At 49.5% G+C, this 17926-nt stretch carries 17 protein-coding genes; 9 read left to right on the top strand and 8 right to left on the bottom strand.

Translation table 11 applies throughout. From position 1 onward, the window contains the following. Nucleotides 1-82: 82 nt before the first annotated feature. Nucleotides 83-919 carry an enoyl-CoA hydratase/isomerase family protein gene (locus RAHAQ2_RS24375; RefSeq protein ID WP_014333879.1) on the bottom strand — a complete coding sequence of 279 codons (837 nt, stop codon included), beginning with the start codon at nucleotides 917-919 and terminating at the stop codon, nucleotides 83-85. Between the two features lie 751 nt (nucleotides 920-1670). Continuing rightward, nucleotides 1671-1997 carry a four-helix bundle copper-binding protein gene (locus RAHAQ2_RS24380; RefSeq protein ID WP_014333880.1) on the bottom strand — a complete coding sequence of 109 codons (327 nt, stop codon included), beginning with the start codon at nucleotides 1995-1997 and terminating at the stop codon, nucleotides 1671-1673. 243 nt (nucleotides 1998-2240) lie between these two features. Between RAHAQ2_RS24380 and RAHAQ2_RS25740 the strand changes: the two genes are divergently transcribed. From RAHAQ2_RS25740 to RAHAQ2_RS24410, 7 genes are all read left to right on the top strand, one after another. Further along, nucleotides 2241-2393, top strand: coding sequence for a hypothetical protein (locus RAHAQ2_RS25740; RefSeq protein WP_014333881.1), 153 nt, complete (start codon nucleotides 2241-2243; stop codon nucleotides 2391-2393). A 358-nt stretch (nucleotides 2394-2751) separates the two neighbouring features. Then, nucleotides 2752-5724, top strand: coding sequence for a formate dehydrogenase subunit alpha (fdhF, locus tag RAHAQ2_RS24385; protein ID WP_014333882.1), 2973 nt, complete (start codon nucleotides 2752-2754; stop codon nucleotides 5722-5724). Continuing rightward, nucleotides 5724-6215, top strand: a complete 492-nt coding sequence (locus RAHAQ2_RS24390; protein WP_014333883.1) for a helical membrane plugin domain-containing protein — start codon at nucleotides 5724-5726, stop codon at nucleotides 6213-6215. Before fdhF ends, RAHAQ2_RS24390 begins: the two co-directional genes overlap by 1 nt. Beyond that, nucleotides 6208-7575, top strand: coding sequence for a cytochrome ubiquinol oxidase subunit I (locus tag RAHAQ2_RS24395; RefSeq protein WP_014333884.1), 1368 nt, complete (start codon nucleotides 6208-6210; stop codon nucleotides 7573-7575). The genes RAHAQ2_RS24390 and RAHAQ2_RS24395 overlap by 8 nt, the downstream gene beginning before the upstream one ends. Nucleotides 7576-7585: 10 nt before the next feature. Then, nucleotides 7586-8545 carry a cytochrome d ubiquinol oxidase subunit II gene (locus tag RAHAQ2_RS24400; RefSeq protein WP_014333885.1) on the top strand — a complete coding sequence of 320 codons (960 nt, stop codon included), beginning with the start codon at nucleotides 7586-7588 and terminating at the stop codon, nucleotides 8543-8545. A 12-nt stretch (nucleotides 8546-8557) separates the two neighbouring features. Further along, nucleotides 8558-8863: a hypothetical protein gene (locus RAHAQ2_RS24405; RefSeq protein WP_037041246.1), complete on the top strand. Its 306-nt coding sequence runs from the start codon at nucleotides 8558-8560 to the stop codon at nucleotides 8861-8863. Between the two features lie 277 nt (nucleotides 8864-9140). Beyond that, nucleotides 9141-9308: a con-10 family general stress protein gene (locus RAHAQ2_RS24410; RefSeq protein ID WP_014333887.1), complete on the top strand. Its 168-nt coding sequence runs from the start codon at nucleotides 9141-9143 to the stop codon at nucleotides 9306-9308. Nucleotides 9309-9550: 242 nt separating this feature from the next. Here the strand turns inward: RAHAQ2_RS24410 and RAHAQ2_RS24415 are convergent, their stop codons facing one another. From RAHAQ2_RS24415 to RAHAQ2_RS24430, 4 genes are all read right to left on the bottom strand, one after another. After that, complete coding sequence (locus RAHAQ2_RS24415) at nucleotides 9551-10909, bottom strand: NosD domain-containing protein (RefSeq protein ID WP_014333888.1); 1359 nt, start codon at nucleotides 10907-10909, stop codon at nucleotides 9551-9553. A gap of 83 nt (nucleotides 10910-10992) precedes the next feature. Further along, nucleotides 10993-12414, bottom strand: a complete 1422-nt coding sequence (locus RAHAQ2_RS24420) for a glycoside-pentoside-hexuronide (GPH):cation symporter (protein WP_014333889.1) — start codon at nucleotides 12412-12414, stop codon at nucleotides 10993-10995. 126 nt (nucleotides 12415-12540) lie between these two features. Continuing rightward, nucleotides 12541-13551 (bottom strand): LacI family DNA-binding transcriptional regulator, encoded by a 1011-nt coding sequence (locus tag RAHAQ2_RS24425; RefSeq protein WP_014333890.1) that lies wholly within the window; start codon nucleotides 13549-13551, stop codon nucleotides 12541-12543. A 165-nt stretch (nucleotides 13552-13716) separates the two neighbouring features. Continuing rightward, the gene (locus RAHAQ2_RS24430; RefSeq protein WP_014333891.1) at nucleotides 13717-14058 is read right to left on the bottom strand and encodes a winged helix-turn-helix transcriptional regulator; all 342 of its coding nucleotides are present in this window, start codon (nucleotides 14056-14058) and stop codon (nucleotides 13717-13719) included. A 149-nt stretch (nucleotides 14059-14207) separates the two neighbouring features. Here RAHAQ2_RS24430 and RAHAQ2_RS24435 point away from each other — a divergent pair, with 149 nt between their 5' ends. After that, nucleotides 14208-15191 carry an NADPH:quinone reductase gene (locus RAHAQ2_RS24435; RefSeq protein WP_014333892.1) on the top strand — a complete coding sequence of 328 codons (984 nt, stop codon included), beginning with the start codon at nucleotides 14208-14210 and terminating at the stop codon, nucleotides 15189-15191. Nucleotides 15192-15291: 100 nt separating this feature from the next. Here RAHAQ2_RS24435 and RAHAQ2_RS24440 read toward each other — a convergent pair whose 3' ends face one another. Then, nucleotides 15292-15567, bottom strand: a complete 276-nt coding sequence (locus RAHAQ2_RS24440) for a hypothetical protein (RefSeq protein ID WP_014333893.1) — start codon at nucleotides 15565-15567, stop codon at nucleotides 15292-15294. A 193-nt stretch (nucleotides 15568-15760) separates the two neighbouring features. Further along, nucleotides 15761-17140 carry a MocR-like pyridoxine biosynthesis transcription factor PdxR gene (gene pdxR, locus RAHAQ2_RS24445; RefSeq protein WP_014333894.1) on the bottom strand — a complete coding sequence of 460 codons (1380 nt, stop codon included), beginning with the start codon at nucleotides 17138-17140 and terminating at the stop codon, nucleotides 15761-15763. A 145-nt stretch (nucleotides 17141-17285) separates the two neighbouring features. On the opposite strand from pdxR, the gene RAHAQ2_RS24450 reads away from it, so the two are divergent. Continuing rightward, nucleotides 17286-17765: a carboxymuconolactone decarboxylase family protein gene (locus RAHAQ2_RS24450; protein WP_014333895.1), complete on the top strand. Its 480-nt coding sequence runs from the start codon at nucleotides 17286-17288 to the stop codon at nucleotides 17763-17765. The last annotated feature ends 161 nt before the right edge of the window (nucleotides 17766-17926 follow it).

Below are 17926 nucleotides of genomic sequence, written 5' to 3' on the forward strand. Positions count from 1 at the left end.
GACATCTGACAAATTTGATAACGATCCACTTAAGGTAAACGGACGTCAGGGCGTCGGCCCCTTCAGGGGGCCGACGTTGGTATCATTGGGTATCGGTGCTGAGATTGCCGAGGTGATAACCCATGCGTGCCTCGAAGTCTGACCCCACTTCGTCGCGCTTTTGCGCTATCCGAGCTCCCCGCTCAGAGACCGTCGGCCAAGAGAACGCGTTAAGGAATGCGCCCTGTGTCTCCATCAAGTCATCAGCAGACGGCAGGGTTCTACGGTTGATTAGCCGCTTAGCCTCGGCAAGCGCAGGCTTGTCGAACGACGCGATGCGCCGAGCGAGGTTGTCGACATGAGCGTCGAGCTGGTCATCCGGAAGTGCGCGGTTCACCCACCCGTAATTCGCTGCCGTTGCAGCGTCGAAATCGTCACTTCCGAGAACGATTTCGAGTGCCCTGGCCCGTCCGACGAGTAGTGGCAGGCGCTCAGTTCCGCCGCCCCCCGGGAAGACGCCTGCCCCGACTTCGATCTGAGCGAAGATCGCTCGCTCCAGGCTGGCAAAGCGCATGTCACATGCAAGAGCAATCTCAGAACCGCCGCCCCGGGTTCGCCCCCGAATCAACGCGATAGTCACTACCGGGGAGTCGGTCAATCGTGTGGTGGTATCGATGAACGTCGGCAGCCCAGTCGGCCCCGGCGTCAGGGGAAAATCGGAGAACCGGGAAACGTCGTAGTGGTTGACGAAGAAGTCCGGGTCAGCACTATCGAACACGACTACCCGCAACGTGTCATCGGACTCGATGAGACCGACGATCTGCTGCAGCTCGATAAGGGTTTCTGGATCGCAAAAGTTCAGCGGCGGATTGTTGAAGGTTATACGCCAGTATCCAGGCACCGCCTCGGTAATAGTAAACTGGGTCAGTGGAGCACTCATATGAAAGATTCCTTCGTTCGAGGACAGTTGACACCAGAAGTATCGGGTGCGCAGACCATCTGGTTGAAAATATTTTGGATGACAGTCATCATCCAAAATGAGGATGATGTATGTCATCCTCATTGTCAACAATATAATCTAATTGAGGCTACCGGATAATTAGCTGCCGTAAGGAGGCATCTAAACAGATGCTCTTTCCAGCCTTGTAAGACAGTAATGTCTACTTCACAGCTCAAAGCAGCCCCTGATAAAAGAACAGGCTTAACGTAGGATATTTTCCGTTTTCCAAGCGGACCCCGTGTACTTCAAAATTAAAGCCACATCTCTTAAAGCGACACATTTTTAATAGTTACAACATTCACTTTTAAAGCCCCTTTGTTCCGGGCCTTTGGCCCGGGGCGGCACGGCTTTTCAGGGCGCTCAGGTATTACCGCTGTGCACGGTGCTTTGTTCAGGGGTCGCTCAGCAGTCTCAGATTTGCACGGAATAGTAGAAGATAATCATTTGTATGTTGTAACTAATGATTTGCTAAATGGATAGTGAAATGAAGGGTAGAACTCATCTTTGCTCTGAGCCAGATTACGATGCCAGTGATGGTTGTGCACGGCGTCACCACCTTTGATGCTCTAGCTGTATGCTGATTATTTATTAATAAGTATGGATTATTATCTTTCATGCAATACGTCGCGCGAAAGGACTTGAAAGCCTGATTGCTAAAAGCCTGCATTGCAGGCCTTTTACGGAAGGAAATTTACGCGGCGACCTTACTGCACATATCGGCGCACTGCCGGCAGCGCTGCGCGCAGTTCTGACAGTGGTCATGCTGATGTTGTGAGCATTCTTCAGCGCAGGCGGTGCAGATATCTGCACAGAGATAACATATTTGTTGCGCGTAGCCGCTTTGGATCGCCAGAAATTGTGCTGCCAGACGACACATCGCGGCGCATTGGATATCAAGCCTGATACAAGCTTTCATCATGCCTATATCTTCTTCATTAAGACAGGATGCAGCACAGTGATCGCATGCTTCAGCGCACTGATAACATTCATCAATGATCTCTTGGTTGCTTATATTCATAATACCCTCCTGATGACTTTCAACACCTTTTAAAGTCTGGATAATATTTTATGATATGCAAGCTTATAAGTTCGTAATAACCATTTATTATAAATGTCCCTGGGTAGATAATTATTTAATACAAACATGAATTTGCTATTAAGTTCAGTTTTAAGACAACTCCTGTACTCTGTTTTAATAAAGATACAATGAAATGCATTCGCTATAATTTATGCTCATTCAAGACAACAGGAGGTGATTGTGATGTCAGTTATCAGCGCGCAAGATAAAAGTAAACCCGGGCATGATCATGAACGTGACAAGGATATTCATAAGCGGGAAAGAGATAACCCTCAACCGGATTATCAAAAAGACCACCCTTCAGACGCACCGGAATCAGGCGACAAAAAGTTGTGATACGGTCGTGTACAGGTAGCATGATGTCATGAAAAGGCGTGTCAGCAGGCAGTCAGATACAGCCAGAGACCGGTAATTCCACCCTGGTTCATATGCCGCCTGCTCTGCCTATTATCGACAGGGCAAATCACGCCATATATTGTTTTACGTATTCATGATTTTGTCGTTAAATATATCAATAAGATAACCCATCCTGATTATAACCCCCCTCTCTCAACGCCAGAATTATCTGAAGAATAGATGATTCTGAGTCTGTTAATGGAAGAAAAAAGCATTTTGGCTAAGCTCATATACATAACCTTACAAACCAGCGGGGTGGGAAAATGCCTTTTTCATTAACGGGGAAAGCGGGGGCGAAATGAATCAACAGACTTGTACGATTATGTATAACGGCGAGCCTTTAACCGGGAGCATTAATCAACCGTTAATTGATTTTCTTGATGAACATGGGAAAAAACTGCCGCATGTTTGTTATCACCCTGCGCTGCCACCGCTGGAAACCTGCGATGTGTGCTGGGTAGAAGCGGATGGTGAAAAAGTGCGCGGTTGCACCCTCACTACCTATGATGGTCTTGCGGTAAACAGTCAGAGTGAAGCCATGCGCGCAGCGCAGGAAGAAGGAATGGATCGCATACTTAACCGCCATGAGCTGTATTGTACGGTTTGCGAACACAATACCGGTGACTGCACCCTGCACAATACGGTCGCTGACATGCATATCCCGATTCAGTATTACCCTTTCGAGCGAAAACCCTACGGGAAAGACCATTCTAACCCTTTTTATACTTACGACCCGGATCAGTGCATTCTCTGTGGTCGCTGCGTTGAAGCCTGCCAGAATGTTGAGGTGAATGAAACGCTGACTATCGATTATACCGAAGCCCACCCGCGCGTACGCTGGGATGGCGGGACACAAATCGCCGGTTCAAGCTGCGTCAGTTGTGGTCATTGTGTCACGGTATGTCCGTGCAACGCGCTGATGGAAAAAACTATGCAACCGGACGCCGGTCCGTTTACTGCCATGCCTGAACCAGTAAAGCGCCCGTTGATCGATTTCGTTAAAGCGCTGGAGAACAGTATTGGCGCGGAGCCGGTCACGGCAATTTCCCTGATCGATAATGCACTGCGGCAGGCGGAGATCAAACGAACTAAAACGGTATGTACGTATTGCGGCGTAGGGTGCAGTTTCGAAATGTGGACGCGTGACCGCCATATACTGAAAGTGCAGCCAGTGGCGCAGGCACCGGCAAACGGTATCTCGACCTGCGTAAAAGGAAAATTTGGCTGGGATTTTGTCAACAGTCCGCAACGTCTGACCACACCACTGATCCGCGAAAATGGACGCTTCCGCCCTGCCAGCTGGGACGAAGCGCTGGAGACCGTTGCCCGCCGGTTGCGTGAAATCGCACAACGTCATGGCGGAGACGCCATCGGTTTTATCGGCTCAAGCAAGGCCAGCAACGAAGAAGCGTATCTGACGCAAAAAATAGCCCGTCTGATTTTTGGCACCAATAATGTAGATAATTCCTCACGGTACTGCCAGAACCCGGCCACACAGGGGTTGTTCCGCACGGTCGGCTATGGTGGCGATGCGGGGACCATCAAAGATATGCAGCAGGCTGATCTGATCATTACGATCGGCAGTAATCTGGCGGAAAACCATCCGGTGATTGCTTCACATATCAAGCAGTCGCATAAACACCGGTCGCAAAAACTGCTGGTGGTCGATCCCCGGCGGCATGAAATGGCCGACCGTGCAGATCTGTTCCTGCAAATCACGCCGGGGACCGATCTGGTCTGGGCTTCGGCCATGTCACGTTACATGTTTGACCACGGTTACGCTGATGAGGAGTTCCTGAATCGCCGGGTGAATCAGGTCGATGAATATTATGCTTCTCTTGCGCCGTTCACGCTGGAATATGCCAGTGAGATCACCGACCTGAGTGTCGAAGCGCTGGTCGCAGCCGCGGAGATGATCGGTCAGGCGAAAAGCGTCTGTCTGCTGTGGGCGATGGGGATCACCCAGCACAGCCACGGAGCCGATACCAGCACGGCGCTGTCGAATTTACTGCTGGTGACCGGCAATTATGGCCGTCCGGGCACCGGGGGTTATCCGATGCGCGGCCACAACAATGTTCAGGGAGCCAGTGATTTCGGTTGCCTGAGTAATGTCTATCCCGGCTATGAAAAAGTCACCGATCCGGCGATGCGCGAAAAATGGGCAAAAGCCTGGGGTGTCGACCCTGCCGCGCTCTCCGACAAGGCGGGCGCCGATAATTATAAAATGGTGCAACAGGCCGACGAAGGCACACTGAAGGCGATGTACATCATCGGGGAAGAGACCGCGTTTTCTGACGCTGATTCGACGAAAGTTCATGAAGCCTTCAGCAAACTGGAATTTATGGTGGTGCAGGACATCTTTATGAGCCGCACGGCTGAATTTGCGGATGTGGTGCTGCCCGGCTGCCCGTCCGTAGAGAAAGAAGGCACCTTCGTGAATACCGAACGACGTATCCAGCGTTTTTATGAGGTGATGAAACCGCTGGGTGAAAGCCTCCCGGACTGGAAAATCCTGACGATGCTGGCTTCAAAACTCGGTCATCCCTGGTATTACCAGCACCCTGGCCAGATTATGCAGGAAGCGGCAGGCATCGCCGGGATTTTTGCCGGGGTCAGTTATGAACGCCTGGCCGGATGGCAGTCGCAGCTTTGGCCGGTCAGCGCCGACGGTAAAAGTACGCCGTTGCTGTATACCGACAAATTCAAATTTCCTGACGGCAAAGCGCGGCTGTATCCGCTTGAGTGGCATCCGCCCATGGAGCAGGCCGACAGCGAATACGATTTGCTGCTCGATAACGGACGCATGCTTGAACACTTCCAGTCAACCAACCAGACAGGCAAAGGAGGAAGGATCACTTCCCTTTCGCCAAACTGGTATGTGGAAGTGGGCTCTCAGCTGGCGGCAGAGCGTCAGTTACGGGAAGGCGACTGGGTGCGCCTGACCTCCCGTCGCGGCTCACTGGAGGTGCCGGTGGTTATTACGGATCGCGTGGCCGGTAACGTGCTGTTTATCCCCATCCATCATGGAAAACCCGGCGTGAACGGCCTGACCGGCGAGCATCACGATCCGGTTGTGAATACCCCGGCTTACAAAGAAATCGCGGTCAGGATGACAAAACTGGACCGGGCGCCGCAATCTGATCCCCTGCCGCGGGAAAACTTCCGCCATGGTCAGCGCAACCCGATCAACCATGTACCGGCAGAAGACAAATGGCGTCAGGACGGTTATCGCCTGCCGCCTGAACATGTTGAACATCCGGAGAAATTCTAATGGCTGAACGACAGGAATATCAGGTGCCGCCTGCCCGCACCGAGACAACCGCACAGGACATGCTGCATACCTTAACGGAGAGCCTGCATGAGCATGGTTTTTTACGTTTGCTGAACGATGTCGTGCGGGCCAATACGGATATCGCCAGCATTCTGGTATCCGGGCTGAATCAGCCCGGCGGCCAGAATGCCATGCAAAACCTTTCCCTGCTGTTTATGACGCTGAGCAAAATCCCGCCGGAACATTTTAATCATCTCTTACAGGCACTGAAATCAGGTGTGATGGCGGTGCGCCAGGACAATAGCCATGACGAACCGAAAAAGGAAGAGACGGCGCCCGGGGTGCTCGGCATGATGAAACTGCTCAATGATGAGGATTTATGGCGTGGGTTGATGCCGATCGTTAACGGCCTGAAAGCCTTTGGGGAAGAGATACAGAAAGAAGAGCAGAAACCTGTGACCCGAAATACCGGTAAAGAGACGCATGAGTGAAACTGACTGGGTGCTGCTGCTGTCACGCGGACAATTTGCGCTCACGATGGCGATGCATATCACGCTGGCCGCGCTGACCTTAGGTCTGGCACCATTTCTGGTATGGTTCGAGGCCCGCTGGCTGTGGGGTAAGCAGGAAGCCGCGCGTACTGCCCTGCACTTCTGGTTAAAAATTTTTGCCATCACCGTCGCCGTTGGCGCCGTGTCCGGCGTAGTGATGGAATTCCAGTTCGGCACTAACTGGTCGGTATTTTCGCAAAAAGCGGGGGGTATTATCGGGCCACTGCTGTTTTATGAAGTGCTGATCGCTTTTTTTCTGGAATCAGGGCTGACGGGTGTCATGCTATTCGGGATGGGGAAGATCCGGCCGAAGTGGCATTTTGTTATCACCTGTCTGGTTGCGGCCGGGGCGTTATTTAGCGCCTTCTGGATCCTTGCCGCCAATTCCTGGATGCAGACGCCTGCCGGATTTGTACGCGATGCGAACGGTATTTTTCATCCCACAAGCTGGCTGGCGTTGCTTTCTGCCCCCTCATTCCCTTTGCGCTTTTTCCATATGGTGCTGGCTTCGCTGATCGCCGTCGCGTTTATGATTGCCGGCATCAGCGCGTGGCGTCTGCTTCATCATCCGGCAGAAACCGCCTCACGGATCATGATTAAAGCAGCCCTCTGGTTCGCGCTGATTGCAACACCGGTACAAATTGTAGTCGGGGATCAGCATGGGGAAAACACGCTTCACTACCAGCCACAAAAAGTGGCCGCCATGGAAGGAAGCTGGCATCAGCCGGTTACCGGCGAAGGGGAACCCCTGCGGCTGTTTGCCTGGCCGGATCAGCAGTCGCAACACAATCGGCTGGAAGTGGCGATACCCACGATCGGTTCTCTTTATCTGCGTCACAACCTGACCGGGCATATCAAAAGTTTGAGTGAATTTCCTGCGCAGGAACGCCCGCCCGTCGCGGCAGTGTTTTTCTCGTTCCGCATCATGGTGGGATTAGGATTACTGATGGTGATAACCAGCGGGATTGCCGCATACCGGCTCCAACGTAGCAGGTTATTTTACGCCAGACCGCTGCTCTGGTGGCTGGTGTGGATGTCCCCTTCAGGTTTTATTGCCCTGCTGGCGGGCTGGCTGGTCACCGAACTGGGTCGTCAGCCCTGGACAATTTATGGCATGCTGCGCACCGCTGAAAGTGTGTCTTTAATACCGCTGTCATGGGTCATCACCTCATGTTGCGGTGTGATATTGGTTTATGGTCTGGTCTTCGGTTTCGGTTTGCGGCATTTTCTGCGCTACGCGTCCGCTCCTTTACCTCAGGGACCGGACGTTGTCGTGACTGCGATACCGACCTCAACCTGAGGAGCGCGTCATGGAGTGGTTAGCCGATCTTTCAGCGGCGGTACTGTTGTTTTCGCTGCTGATGTATCTGATGCTCGACGGCACCGATTTAGGTGCCGGAATGCTGCTCTTTTTCTTTGAAGATGAGGAGCAAAAGCGGTCCATTGTTAAGTCAATGCTGCCCATCTGGGACGCCAATGAGACATGGCTGGTGTTGCTGGCAGGCGGACTGTTCGCGCTCTTTCCTGCCGCTTATGCCCTGCTTTTCAGCGCCCTGTATATTCCGGTATTTGTGATGTTGTTTTGTCTGATTTTACGTGCGGTAGCACTGGAATATCGGGAAACCGTCTCGGTGGAGACCCGTCGCTGGCTTGATAAGCTCCTGCCTGTTTCTTCTGCTCTCGCAGCATATTGCCAGGGAGCCTGCGCAGGTTTGATCGTCAGCGGCAGGTTTTCCGCTGACGCATTTTCCTGGCTGGGCTTATATCCTGTGCTCAGTGGTCTGGGGCTGATCTTTGTGTATCTGTTACTGGGCTGCGGCTGGATCCGCTGGCGTGTCGGTGACGGTAAGGTAAAAGGTACCCTCAGATTTTCCCGTTATTTTTTACTGCTGAATCTGGGGCTGTTTTTGGTCGTACAATGTATCAACCCCGCACCGTGGCAGCATGTATGGCAACTGGCCTGGGGTAAAGGGCTGATCATACTGATTATTCTGTTATGGCTGTTTTTACTTTCTGCCTTACAGAAATTGAGTCCGTTCATACAGTTAGCCCTTTCCCTTATTTTGCTGGCAGCCATCGTTATACAGACCGCGGCAGGCATATATCCCGAGCTCATTCCGGGGCGAATGAATTTACATCAGGCGGCGTCAGGCGACATAACACAAATGTTCATTCTCACCGGTATCGCTTTTGTTATTCCGGTCACGCTTATTTATCATAGCTGGGCATTTTGGGTATTTCGCGGCAAGATAAAAAGTGAAGGAAAATAATAATCTATAATCATGAAGGCGGACGAAATAACTTTATCAGGTAATGATTTAATATATCAATCAGTAAATTTTATAAAGCAAAACATAAACACTTCGTTGATCAGAGTAATCCTATTCTCGATCATTTCAGAGCAAGAATTTATTATCCATAACTATACTTATGATTTCTTAGTAAGGCTCATCGGAGGCGGTATGCTTAAAAATAGTGATCCTGACAACACTCAGTCTGACCATAAAAGAGATAAGGAAAACCCCCAGCCAGACTATAAAAAAGATGACCCGCACAATGCCCCGGAATCAGGAGATAAAAGGATATAAATTCGACGCATTGATATTAACACATCCATTGAATACTGTTTATAAAATTTTATAAAACAGTCGGTTACATAATTACCACAGAAGCAAAAATAAGGTAATTCCTATAAGTGATAGATTTATTTTTATTAAATTTTCAGTGAGAGATTCTTGACAGATTTTTAATTTTAGCTAGTATTTAAAGTGAGCTTTGGCTCTTAAGGAATATCATCTTTATAAGAATATTTGTTAAGGGTAATCTTACCAATAAATAACTGTTAAAATCCGATAGGAGGACATTATGGCCGAACATCGTGGTGGTTCCGGTAATTTTGCAGAAGATCCAGAAAGAGCATCAGAAGCCGGTAAAAAAGGCGGACAAAAAAGCGGGGGTAACTTCGCTAATGACCGTGAACGCGCAAGCGAAGCCGGTAAAAAAGGGGGTAAACATAGCCATGACAATGATTAGTGACTTTAATCGCATGATTGTTATGTAGTTATGTCTTAGCCTCAAAGGCCCGTGGATTATTCTGCGGGCCTTACGTTTGTATTAACTCATCACTCCCGCTTTGGTTAAGCAAAAAGACGTCAGAACTGAATAACGCCTTTGATAAGCTGGCGGTTATTGATGATTTTTTCTTTCTGGTACATCAGACGGGAGCGCCCGTCTGATGCAGGAATAGCGATAATAACGAGGTATTACTGCCGCTATTACACCGGCAGGTCCGGAACAGGAGTAGGCCTGAAGGCGTTGACTGTCTTGTCCGCCACAACCTGAGCATCATGACCGGAATCGAGGATGATATTCTGAAGCGACTCTTTTTCAATCTGTACAGTGGTCACGTCAAGCGCTTGCAACCCCTGAGTCGCCAGTAGCGCGCTCACTTGCGTAGAGAAACAGGAGCCGGTAGCGGCCTGCACTTGCGATGCTTCGGTTGTAGCAACAACATGGTTATCAGAAATATAATTCCCCTGACCTGATACCACTCGTATTATCACCGGTTTCGCTCCTGGCGGTGTAATGTACTGAGTATCTATCGTTTCCGAAATATGATTGGCAATGATCGAATTATGATCGCCGCTGATATACAGCAGGCCATACAAATCATCTAAACCATTATTGTAAGGCTGCATCGGGCCCCAGGGTTCACGCTCACGGAAGAAATGATTTGCAGATACCAGGTTTTCTGAACAACTGCCCTCAAAGACCAGCATTCCCGGATAAAATGAATGGAACCGGTTACTGCTGACGGACGAGCGTACTACGCCCGAAAAATGGATACTGCTTTTGCCGCGCGGGAAAATATTATTTGCAGTAATCAGAAGACCGCCAAAGTTCTGCGCATAAATTGAATAACCTCTGTAACCCGCCCCTATCAGGTTATCGGTGACTTTTGAGGCCTGACCCGACCCACGTAATTCTATACAGTTACCACACTCAGCAATGAAATTATTATGTATCGCCAGAGCATCTGCATTATAGACCGTCACGCCATGCTCTAAATACACCAGGCCCATGCCGCTGATGCGGAATGAGTCCTGCGCACTGGCAATATAAATCCCCGTTTTACCGTTGAGATAGGTGTTTTCAGGATCATCATTTCCTGAACCGTCATCGACAAAATGCAAACCATCGATGCAAAAATCAGCGAACTCGACCGAACTTATCCGCGGATCCCCGCTGCGCGCGATGTAAAAAGCGGCACCGTCGGATTCTTCAGTACCCACGCCCGCAGGCAGTTCAACAAGGATACGGCTTCCACCTGGCCACACTTCGTGCCAGTTAACCCATTCACTCTCAGGTGTATTAAACCGGATACTTGAAGAGGTAAACCCATGCCCGGAACCCATGATTTTCAGATAGCTGATATCTATCACAACTTGCGTGAGGAGAGGATAATCACCGGGTGGAATATAAATAACCGCCCCCGGCTTTCCGCCTTGATTAACATTCGTATCCGTTTGCCGGCTTTTAATATCCGCGATAATACTGTTAATGACCTCGCCAATATCCTCATACGGATTACCTTGATTCCAGTCAGTGACATCATAATAGTTTTGACTCGACATTTTTAACATCCTTCTTTGACATTAATAAGAGATAAATTTGTGATGCAACGTATCAGGTACAGTCGTAAGCACCCCCGCGGACATTAATGCACAGGAATATCTTTCAATCCCTGCGACTGATCCGGACCGTTTTCCAGTTCGCGTTTTGCGAGATCAACCTTTATTCTTTCGAGAAGAGTATTATTCAATTTGAAATAACGCACTATGAACGCGCTGATAAAATAACTTATCATCGGCAGTAACGAGAACATGATAACGATGCCCTGTATTGTCTGCGCATTTTGTTCAGGTTTATTGGCAACGTAACCGGTGAAGGATAATATCCAGGCGACGATGGCCCCGGCGACCGCCAGCCCCATTTTGAGCATAAAAAGATTACCTGCAAAGGATATACCGGTCAGGCGTTTGCCGAATTTCCAGTCGCCATAGTCATCAACGTCGGACATCATGGCCCACAGGATGGGTCCGGACTGAATTAAATGGAGAATATTAATGATGATAAACAGGGTTAACAGCGGCGTCAGTGATGACGGGTCCACGAACCATAATGCGAAAGAAAGGATACCCAGGATGATATTAATAATCCGGAATAGCTTTATTTTATCAAAGCGGTCAGTAAGTGGCTTCGCTATCACACTGCCCAACATATTGCAGGCAACGCCGAGCGCCATGAACAACGTAATGAATCCCACAGAGGCATGCATAACATAGGTTGCGTAATAAATGGTCACTGCACCACGAATAAATGCAGGAAAAACGTTCAGAAAGGTAATCGAAATCATCAATAACCACTGGTCGTTCCTGGCAATGTCTTTTAAATCTTTCAGCAGGGAATCGTTGGGCTTAAGTGAAACAACACGCTCTTTAATACTGGAAAAACAGAACAAAAACATCAACGTCGCGGCTCCGCCCATGATCGTCATCGTCAGCTGAAAACCGGAGGCACGGCTGCCGTTACCCAGCCAGTCGGTCAACGGTAAAATCGTTGAGGAGACAATAAGTGTCGCCAGACCATTGAGAAAGAAACGCCATGACAGACAACCCAGTCGTTCTTTTTGGTTCAGTGTAATCACGCCTGCGACCGAGCAATAGGGAATATTAATGGCAGTATAAATCAAGGACATAATCAGATAAGTCACCCACGCATAAATGATTTTTCCGTTCATGCTTAAATCAGGCGTGGTGAACATCAATATGGCACCCAGGCCAAAGGGCACAGCCATCCACAATAACCAGGGGCGGAATTTACCCCATTTGCTGTGTGTCCGGTCGCAAATTGCCCCCATGATGGGATCGCTGAAGGCATCAAAAATACGTATTACCAGGAATAATGTCCCTACAATGCCTGGCGCTAAACCATAGACATCGGTATAAAACCATGTCAGATAAAGTGCCAGCACGCTCCAGATCATACAGGAGCCGGCATCCCCCATTCCGTAGCCGATCTTTTCTTTTAGACTCAACTTTGCGTAAGCACTTTGTTTTTCCATTACAGTGGCAGACATAATATTACCTCGATAATGCGCAGTCATAAATTTGAAGCACGGGTTGTGATGACCCATGCCCGTACTGATAACAGAAAGGGAATAGGTTTTATCTTTCCGGCAACGTTAAATAATGGAATATAGAAATTAAAAAGTCGTGATGTCCATATTGACGCTGCTCTCACGTATAATTAACCGGGAGACAATTTCATACATTTCGATCCCTTCTTGTTTGCTTTGATTTTTAACCATCTGGAATGCCAGGTGTGCAATTTCATGTATCGGCTGTGCAACGCTGGTAATACCCTTTGTTTGCGCCAGTAATGTATTATCAAAACTGGCGATCGCAATATCCTGAGGAACAGAAATCCCCTGCTTCTTTAAGCCGTCGATAATATAGCTGGCAGCGACATCGTTATATACCCAAAGGCATGAGCATTCGTTTCGCCGGAGTGCTAATTTCTCGATAATCTTGTCAAGGATACTGATATGGCCCGATGTTCTTTCCCCTTCTCCTTTCGCTATCCAGAATTGGTTCTCTTTATTGAAAGTCAGCCCCTGACTGGTAATTTTTTTACTCCAGGCGGAGACTTTACGATTATCAACGCCCTCCTGGGCAACAAACCCAAAGGTGGTATGCCCGGTTTGTATAAAATGTTCCGCAATACTTTCCGCACCTTTACTCTGGTTGATAGAGACAGAATTAAAAAAACGTGAAACCTGCGTGACTACCGCAACCGGAATATGGGTGGCGGTTAACCATTCAGAAAGTTCGGCCTCTGCTTCTGTTGGCACCCAGAGCAAACTGTCAATCCCCATACCAATTAAGGTGTGGATAATCTGCTTATCCTGTTGCGCTTGGTTCTGGTGTGTCTTAACGATCACCGATTTTCCAATGTACCTTGCCTCTTCTTCAAAAGTCGCCAGCAACTCGCAAAAGTGAGGATTGACGAGGTTTGGCACGACGACGGCAATCAGCCCGGAACATTTACCACTCAGCTGAAAAGCGCTCTTACTGGGCACATAACACAGGTAATCCATGGCATCACGTACCGCTTTGCGGGTTTCAGGTATCACGCTGGGGTGATTATTCAGCACCCGCGATACGGTAGCCGTTGATACTCCCGCTTTTTTAGCTACGTCTTTAATGGATGCCATGATGATGAGATGCGTGATTTAACAATTCTGTCACTATAAATTGTGATGCAGGTCAAAAATGTAAGCCAGTTCACATGTTGTTGCGTTACATGAAACCCTGTCTGCCCGCACAATTCGGCCTGAGTCGCTAAAACGCAAAGACAACACCCAAAGACAGAATCTTGATTATTTATCATTCCTTTGTTGCCAGGATATATAGGTATCCCCCCAACTCTTCATCGTGTCGAGTACAGGCGCAAGCGTAAAACCCAGCTCAGTCAGTGAATATTCGACGCGTGGAGGCACTTCAGCAAATATTTCCCGGGAAATAATGCCATGGGCTTCCAGTTCCCTGAGCTGTAACGTCAATGAGCGCTGTGTGACTCCGCCGATAAGCTTACGGAGCTCGCCAAACCGCTTGGTTCCCGTGAGCAGATAGTAAATGATCAGCGGTTTCCACTTGCCACCCGCTACTGCAATTGTTGCTTCGACGGTACACCGGTAATTCCGTTCTTGCTGAGTCGTCATCCTCAAACACTCCATTAGTATACTTTTTATCCCTATATATCAAAAGTGTGCCTACTTTCCAACAGCGCTTATAACCACTAGAGTATCTCCGCAGAGGTGGCTGATATGGCCATGATTTTTTTACTCGTATAATGAATGGGTTATAAATTATGAAAGCTGCGTTTTATGAAACCCAGGGCCCTGCTCATGAGGTGCTGAAAATTGGCGAAGTATCCAAACCGACACCAGGTCCTGATGAAGTGCTCGTGCGTATTTCTGTCTCCGGAATCAATCCGACGGACATTAAGGCCAGAACAGGTTTCTCTGCGAAAATGCCGTATCCACGTATCATTCCCCATCAGGATGGGGCAGGAGTGATTGAGGCAGTGGGCGGGAACGTATCATCTGAACGACTCGGTGAACGTGTCTGGCTTTATGAGGCGCAATATGGCCGGGCGACAGGCACTGCGGCTGAGTTTGTTGCTGTTCCGGCACATCAGGCCGTCAGGCTTCCTGACAACGTTTCATTTGAAACAGGTGCGTCACTCGGCATCCCCGCACTCACCGCCCACCGTTGTCTGTTTTCCGATGGTGATCTGAAAGGCTGTCGGGTCCTTATTCATGGCGGGGCCGGCGCAGTAGGAACAGCAGCAATATCATTAGCAAAATGGGCGGGGGCATGGGTCGCTACCACGGTGAGCAATGCAAAACAGGCAGAAATAGCGAGAACTCGTGGTGCAGATTTGGTGCTAAACCGTTCAACTGACGATGTGGCACGTACTATTTTGGCAAATACTGAGAATCTCGGTGTTGATCATATTGTCGATGTGGCTTTGAAAGAGAATTTTGATACCAATCTGGCTTGTTTGTCTCAGGGAGGTGTCATCAGCGCTTATGCAACAAATAGCGCAACGGAAGAAATTTCCGTCCCACTTCTTAAGGCCATGACGCACGGTTGTGTACTCCGCTTTGTGTATATATACAACGTGCCTCGTGAACTGAAACAAGCCAGTGCAGCAGATATTAATGCCTGCCTTGAAACGGGGAACTATTCACCCGTAATAGGCTTAAATCTGCCGCTTGAGCAAATAGCGGATGCTCACTACGCTGTAGAATATTCTGAAGTCATCGGCAAGGTCCTCGTACACCTCTGACCGGCTCAACGCGGGGTTATTCAGTAACAGATAAGCCTGAAGGATTACGGTGAGCTAAACCGCCCTGTAATCCCTCAATCATCTGCCGCAGAAAAGTTTTTTATGGCTGCTTTTTCCGGAAAAGGAAACCAGCAATTGCCGTATAAACACCGATGAGAGGCATGGCTATAGCGCCTGCTAAGAAGTTATGTTGATCTATGCGCTTTTCCCGGCGGATATCAGAAAAGCGGTTAAGCGCATGTTTTTCATCGATGGCACTGACCTCTTCAAATTGCTTTTCAAAGCCCTGTTGGGTCAGCTGAAAAGCTCCGTCAGCATCTGACCTTTCCAGCACCACCGTTTGCTTCCCTTTTTTGAAAAAACAGTAATCTGGCATGGCGTACTCCCTATTACGTGGATGATTTAAACGATATACCTGACATAACTTTGCTCTTTATACCTTGGTATGTAAATCGTTCCCGTAATATCCGTTTCAGACAAAAACAGCCCGAAACAGTACGCCCGGACAGCGAAGTGGCCATAAACCCGCTCAGTTCATGACCGCGCATCACATCTGTAAAAGAGCCCCCTTACGACTGCATCAACGCACGGGTCTCGGCCGCCACACGCTGTAAGATTTGCTGCGCCTGTTCAAACGATCGGATATTGGTATAGCCAATCACCAGCCCGTAACGCTTCTGAGTCTGCGCATACCAGTTGGAGAGAGGTCTCACGTAGAGCTCGTGCTGCCTCCATAGCGCGGCCAGCGCATTGTCCTGAATGCCACGCCGCAGAAAAGCAACAATGTGCATGCCGCCATCGGTCAGCTCAAATTCGAACAGCCCCGGAAAGCTCGTCTCAATAGCCTCAAACATTATGCGACGACGTTGCTGATAGAGAATGCGCATCTTTTTAAGATGGCGGTAGAAGTGCCCTTCGCTGAGAAACTGCGCAAGGATCTTTTGCGGCAACAGCGGCAGGCCGGTTTCAAGGATTTCCCCCAACTCGCTGAAGCGCACCACTGTCTCCTGCGGCATCACCAGATAGCCGATACGCATCGCAGGCATCATGGTTTTGCTGAACGTCCCGGTATAGATCACCCGATCGTGCATATCGAGGCTTTTCAGAGCCGGGATCACTTTCCGCGTATAGTGAAATTCACCGTCGTAATCATCCTCAATAATCCAGCTACTGTTTTGCTGCGCCCACGCCAGCAGCTGATGCTTGCGTGGTAAAGAGAGGCTGACCGCCAGCGGGCTTTGATGGGTAGGTGTTACAATAGCGAAGCGCGCGTCGGCGTGATAGCGCTGAAGATAATCAACATCCACACCCTGCCGATCCACCGGCACATAGTGCAGGTTGGGCGCGATTCGCCTCAGCAACTGCTGACCGAAGAAGTAGCCGGGATCTTCAAAAAGCACTTTATCGTTCGGCTGTGCCAGTACTGACAGGATCAGCCGCAGATTCGCGCGATAGCCGCTGGTAATGAAGATCTGCTCCGGCTGGCAGTTCAGGCCGCGCGAGATGTTGAGGTAGCTGGCAATGGCTTCACGCAGCGGCTGATAACCCATTACCGGCGGGATGATCATCTCTTCCGGACGCAGACTGCGCACTGTTTTTCCCGAGATCAGTAACCATTTTTTATGCGGGAACTCATCCAGTGCCGGAATGCCGAGGCGCAGTTCGCCTTTGCTTTCGATTACAGGCTGGCCGAGTAACCGGGAGGGTGCAGCGGTGTGCATACTGGCTGCTGAGGCCACTCTGAGTGAGGGATTGACGCGCGTACCCTTTGCCCCCTGGCTGACAAAATAGCCTTCGCCAATGAGGATCTCATAAGCCGTTTCCACCGTTTTGCGCGCTACCTGCAGTTCGCTCGCCAGCACGCGGATCGCCGGTACGCGATCGCCCGGTTTTAAACGCCCGTCCAGAATTTGCTGGCGATAGCGCGCGTAGATCTCTTTGTATCCCATGCCCTGCACCCTGTTATGTCCTACCTTTTCTCTTTGATTTTGACCCTTTTTACTTAGACATGCCAGTTTAAGATACCGTCAATAACCACTCAATCCTGCATGCGCTGCAAATCATTGACCGTTTATTTTAAAAGAGGAACACATCATGTCGTCACGCGTTAACCATTTCAAAACTATCCCGGCACTGGCCAAAACCCTGGGCGAAGCTTCTATGACGTTAGGTAAAGCCTCGCTGGATAAAAAAATCAAATATCTGGTAGATATCCGTGCTTCACAGCTGAATCACTGTGCGTTCTGTCTGGATATGCATGTTAAAGAGGCGAAATTACACGGTGAACGGGAATTGCGCCTTTACCATGTGGCGATTTGGCGCGAATCGCCATTATTTAGTGCTAAAGAGAAAGCTGCACTGGCGCTGACAGAAGCCCTGACCCGCATCGGCGAGCAGGGTGTGAGCGAAGCGCTGTACAGCGAGCTGCGTGAGCACTTCTCTGAAGTAGAGATTTCAGAGCTGACCTTCAGCATTGCGTTGATCAACGCCTGGAATCGTCTGCAGATATTATCCCAGATGGTTCCGGGCGCACTGGATAGCGCTTACGGTCTGGATCGCGCTGAGTTACATTAATTTGAACCGCCAGCGGCGCGTGCTGCTGGCGGTTTTACCTACCCCCATGGCCTCAAATTGAATAACCACGCTCAACTACAAGGGCATTCCCGTTTTTGCATGCACTCTTGACCTGCTCCTTATTCAAGACGACTTACCAACACCCGCTGGCACCCACCGGT

Source organism: Rahnella aquatilis CIP 78.65 = ATCC 33071 (genome assembly GCF_000241955.1).
Lineage (GTDB): Bacteria > Pseudomonadota > Gammaproteobacteria > Enterobacterales > Enterobacteriaceae > Rahnella > Rahnella aquatilis.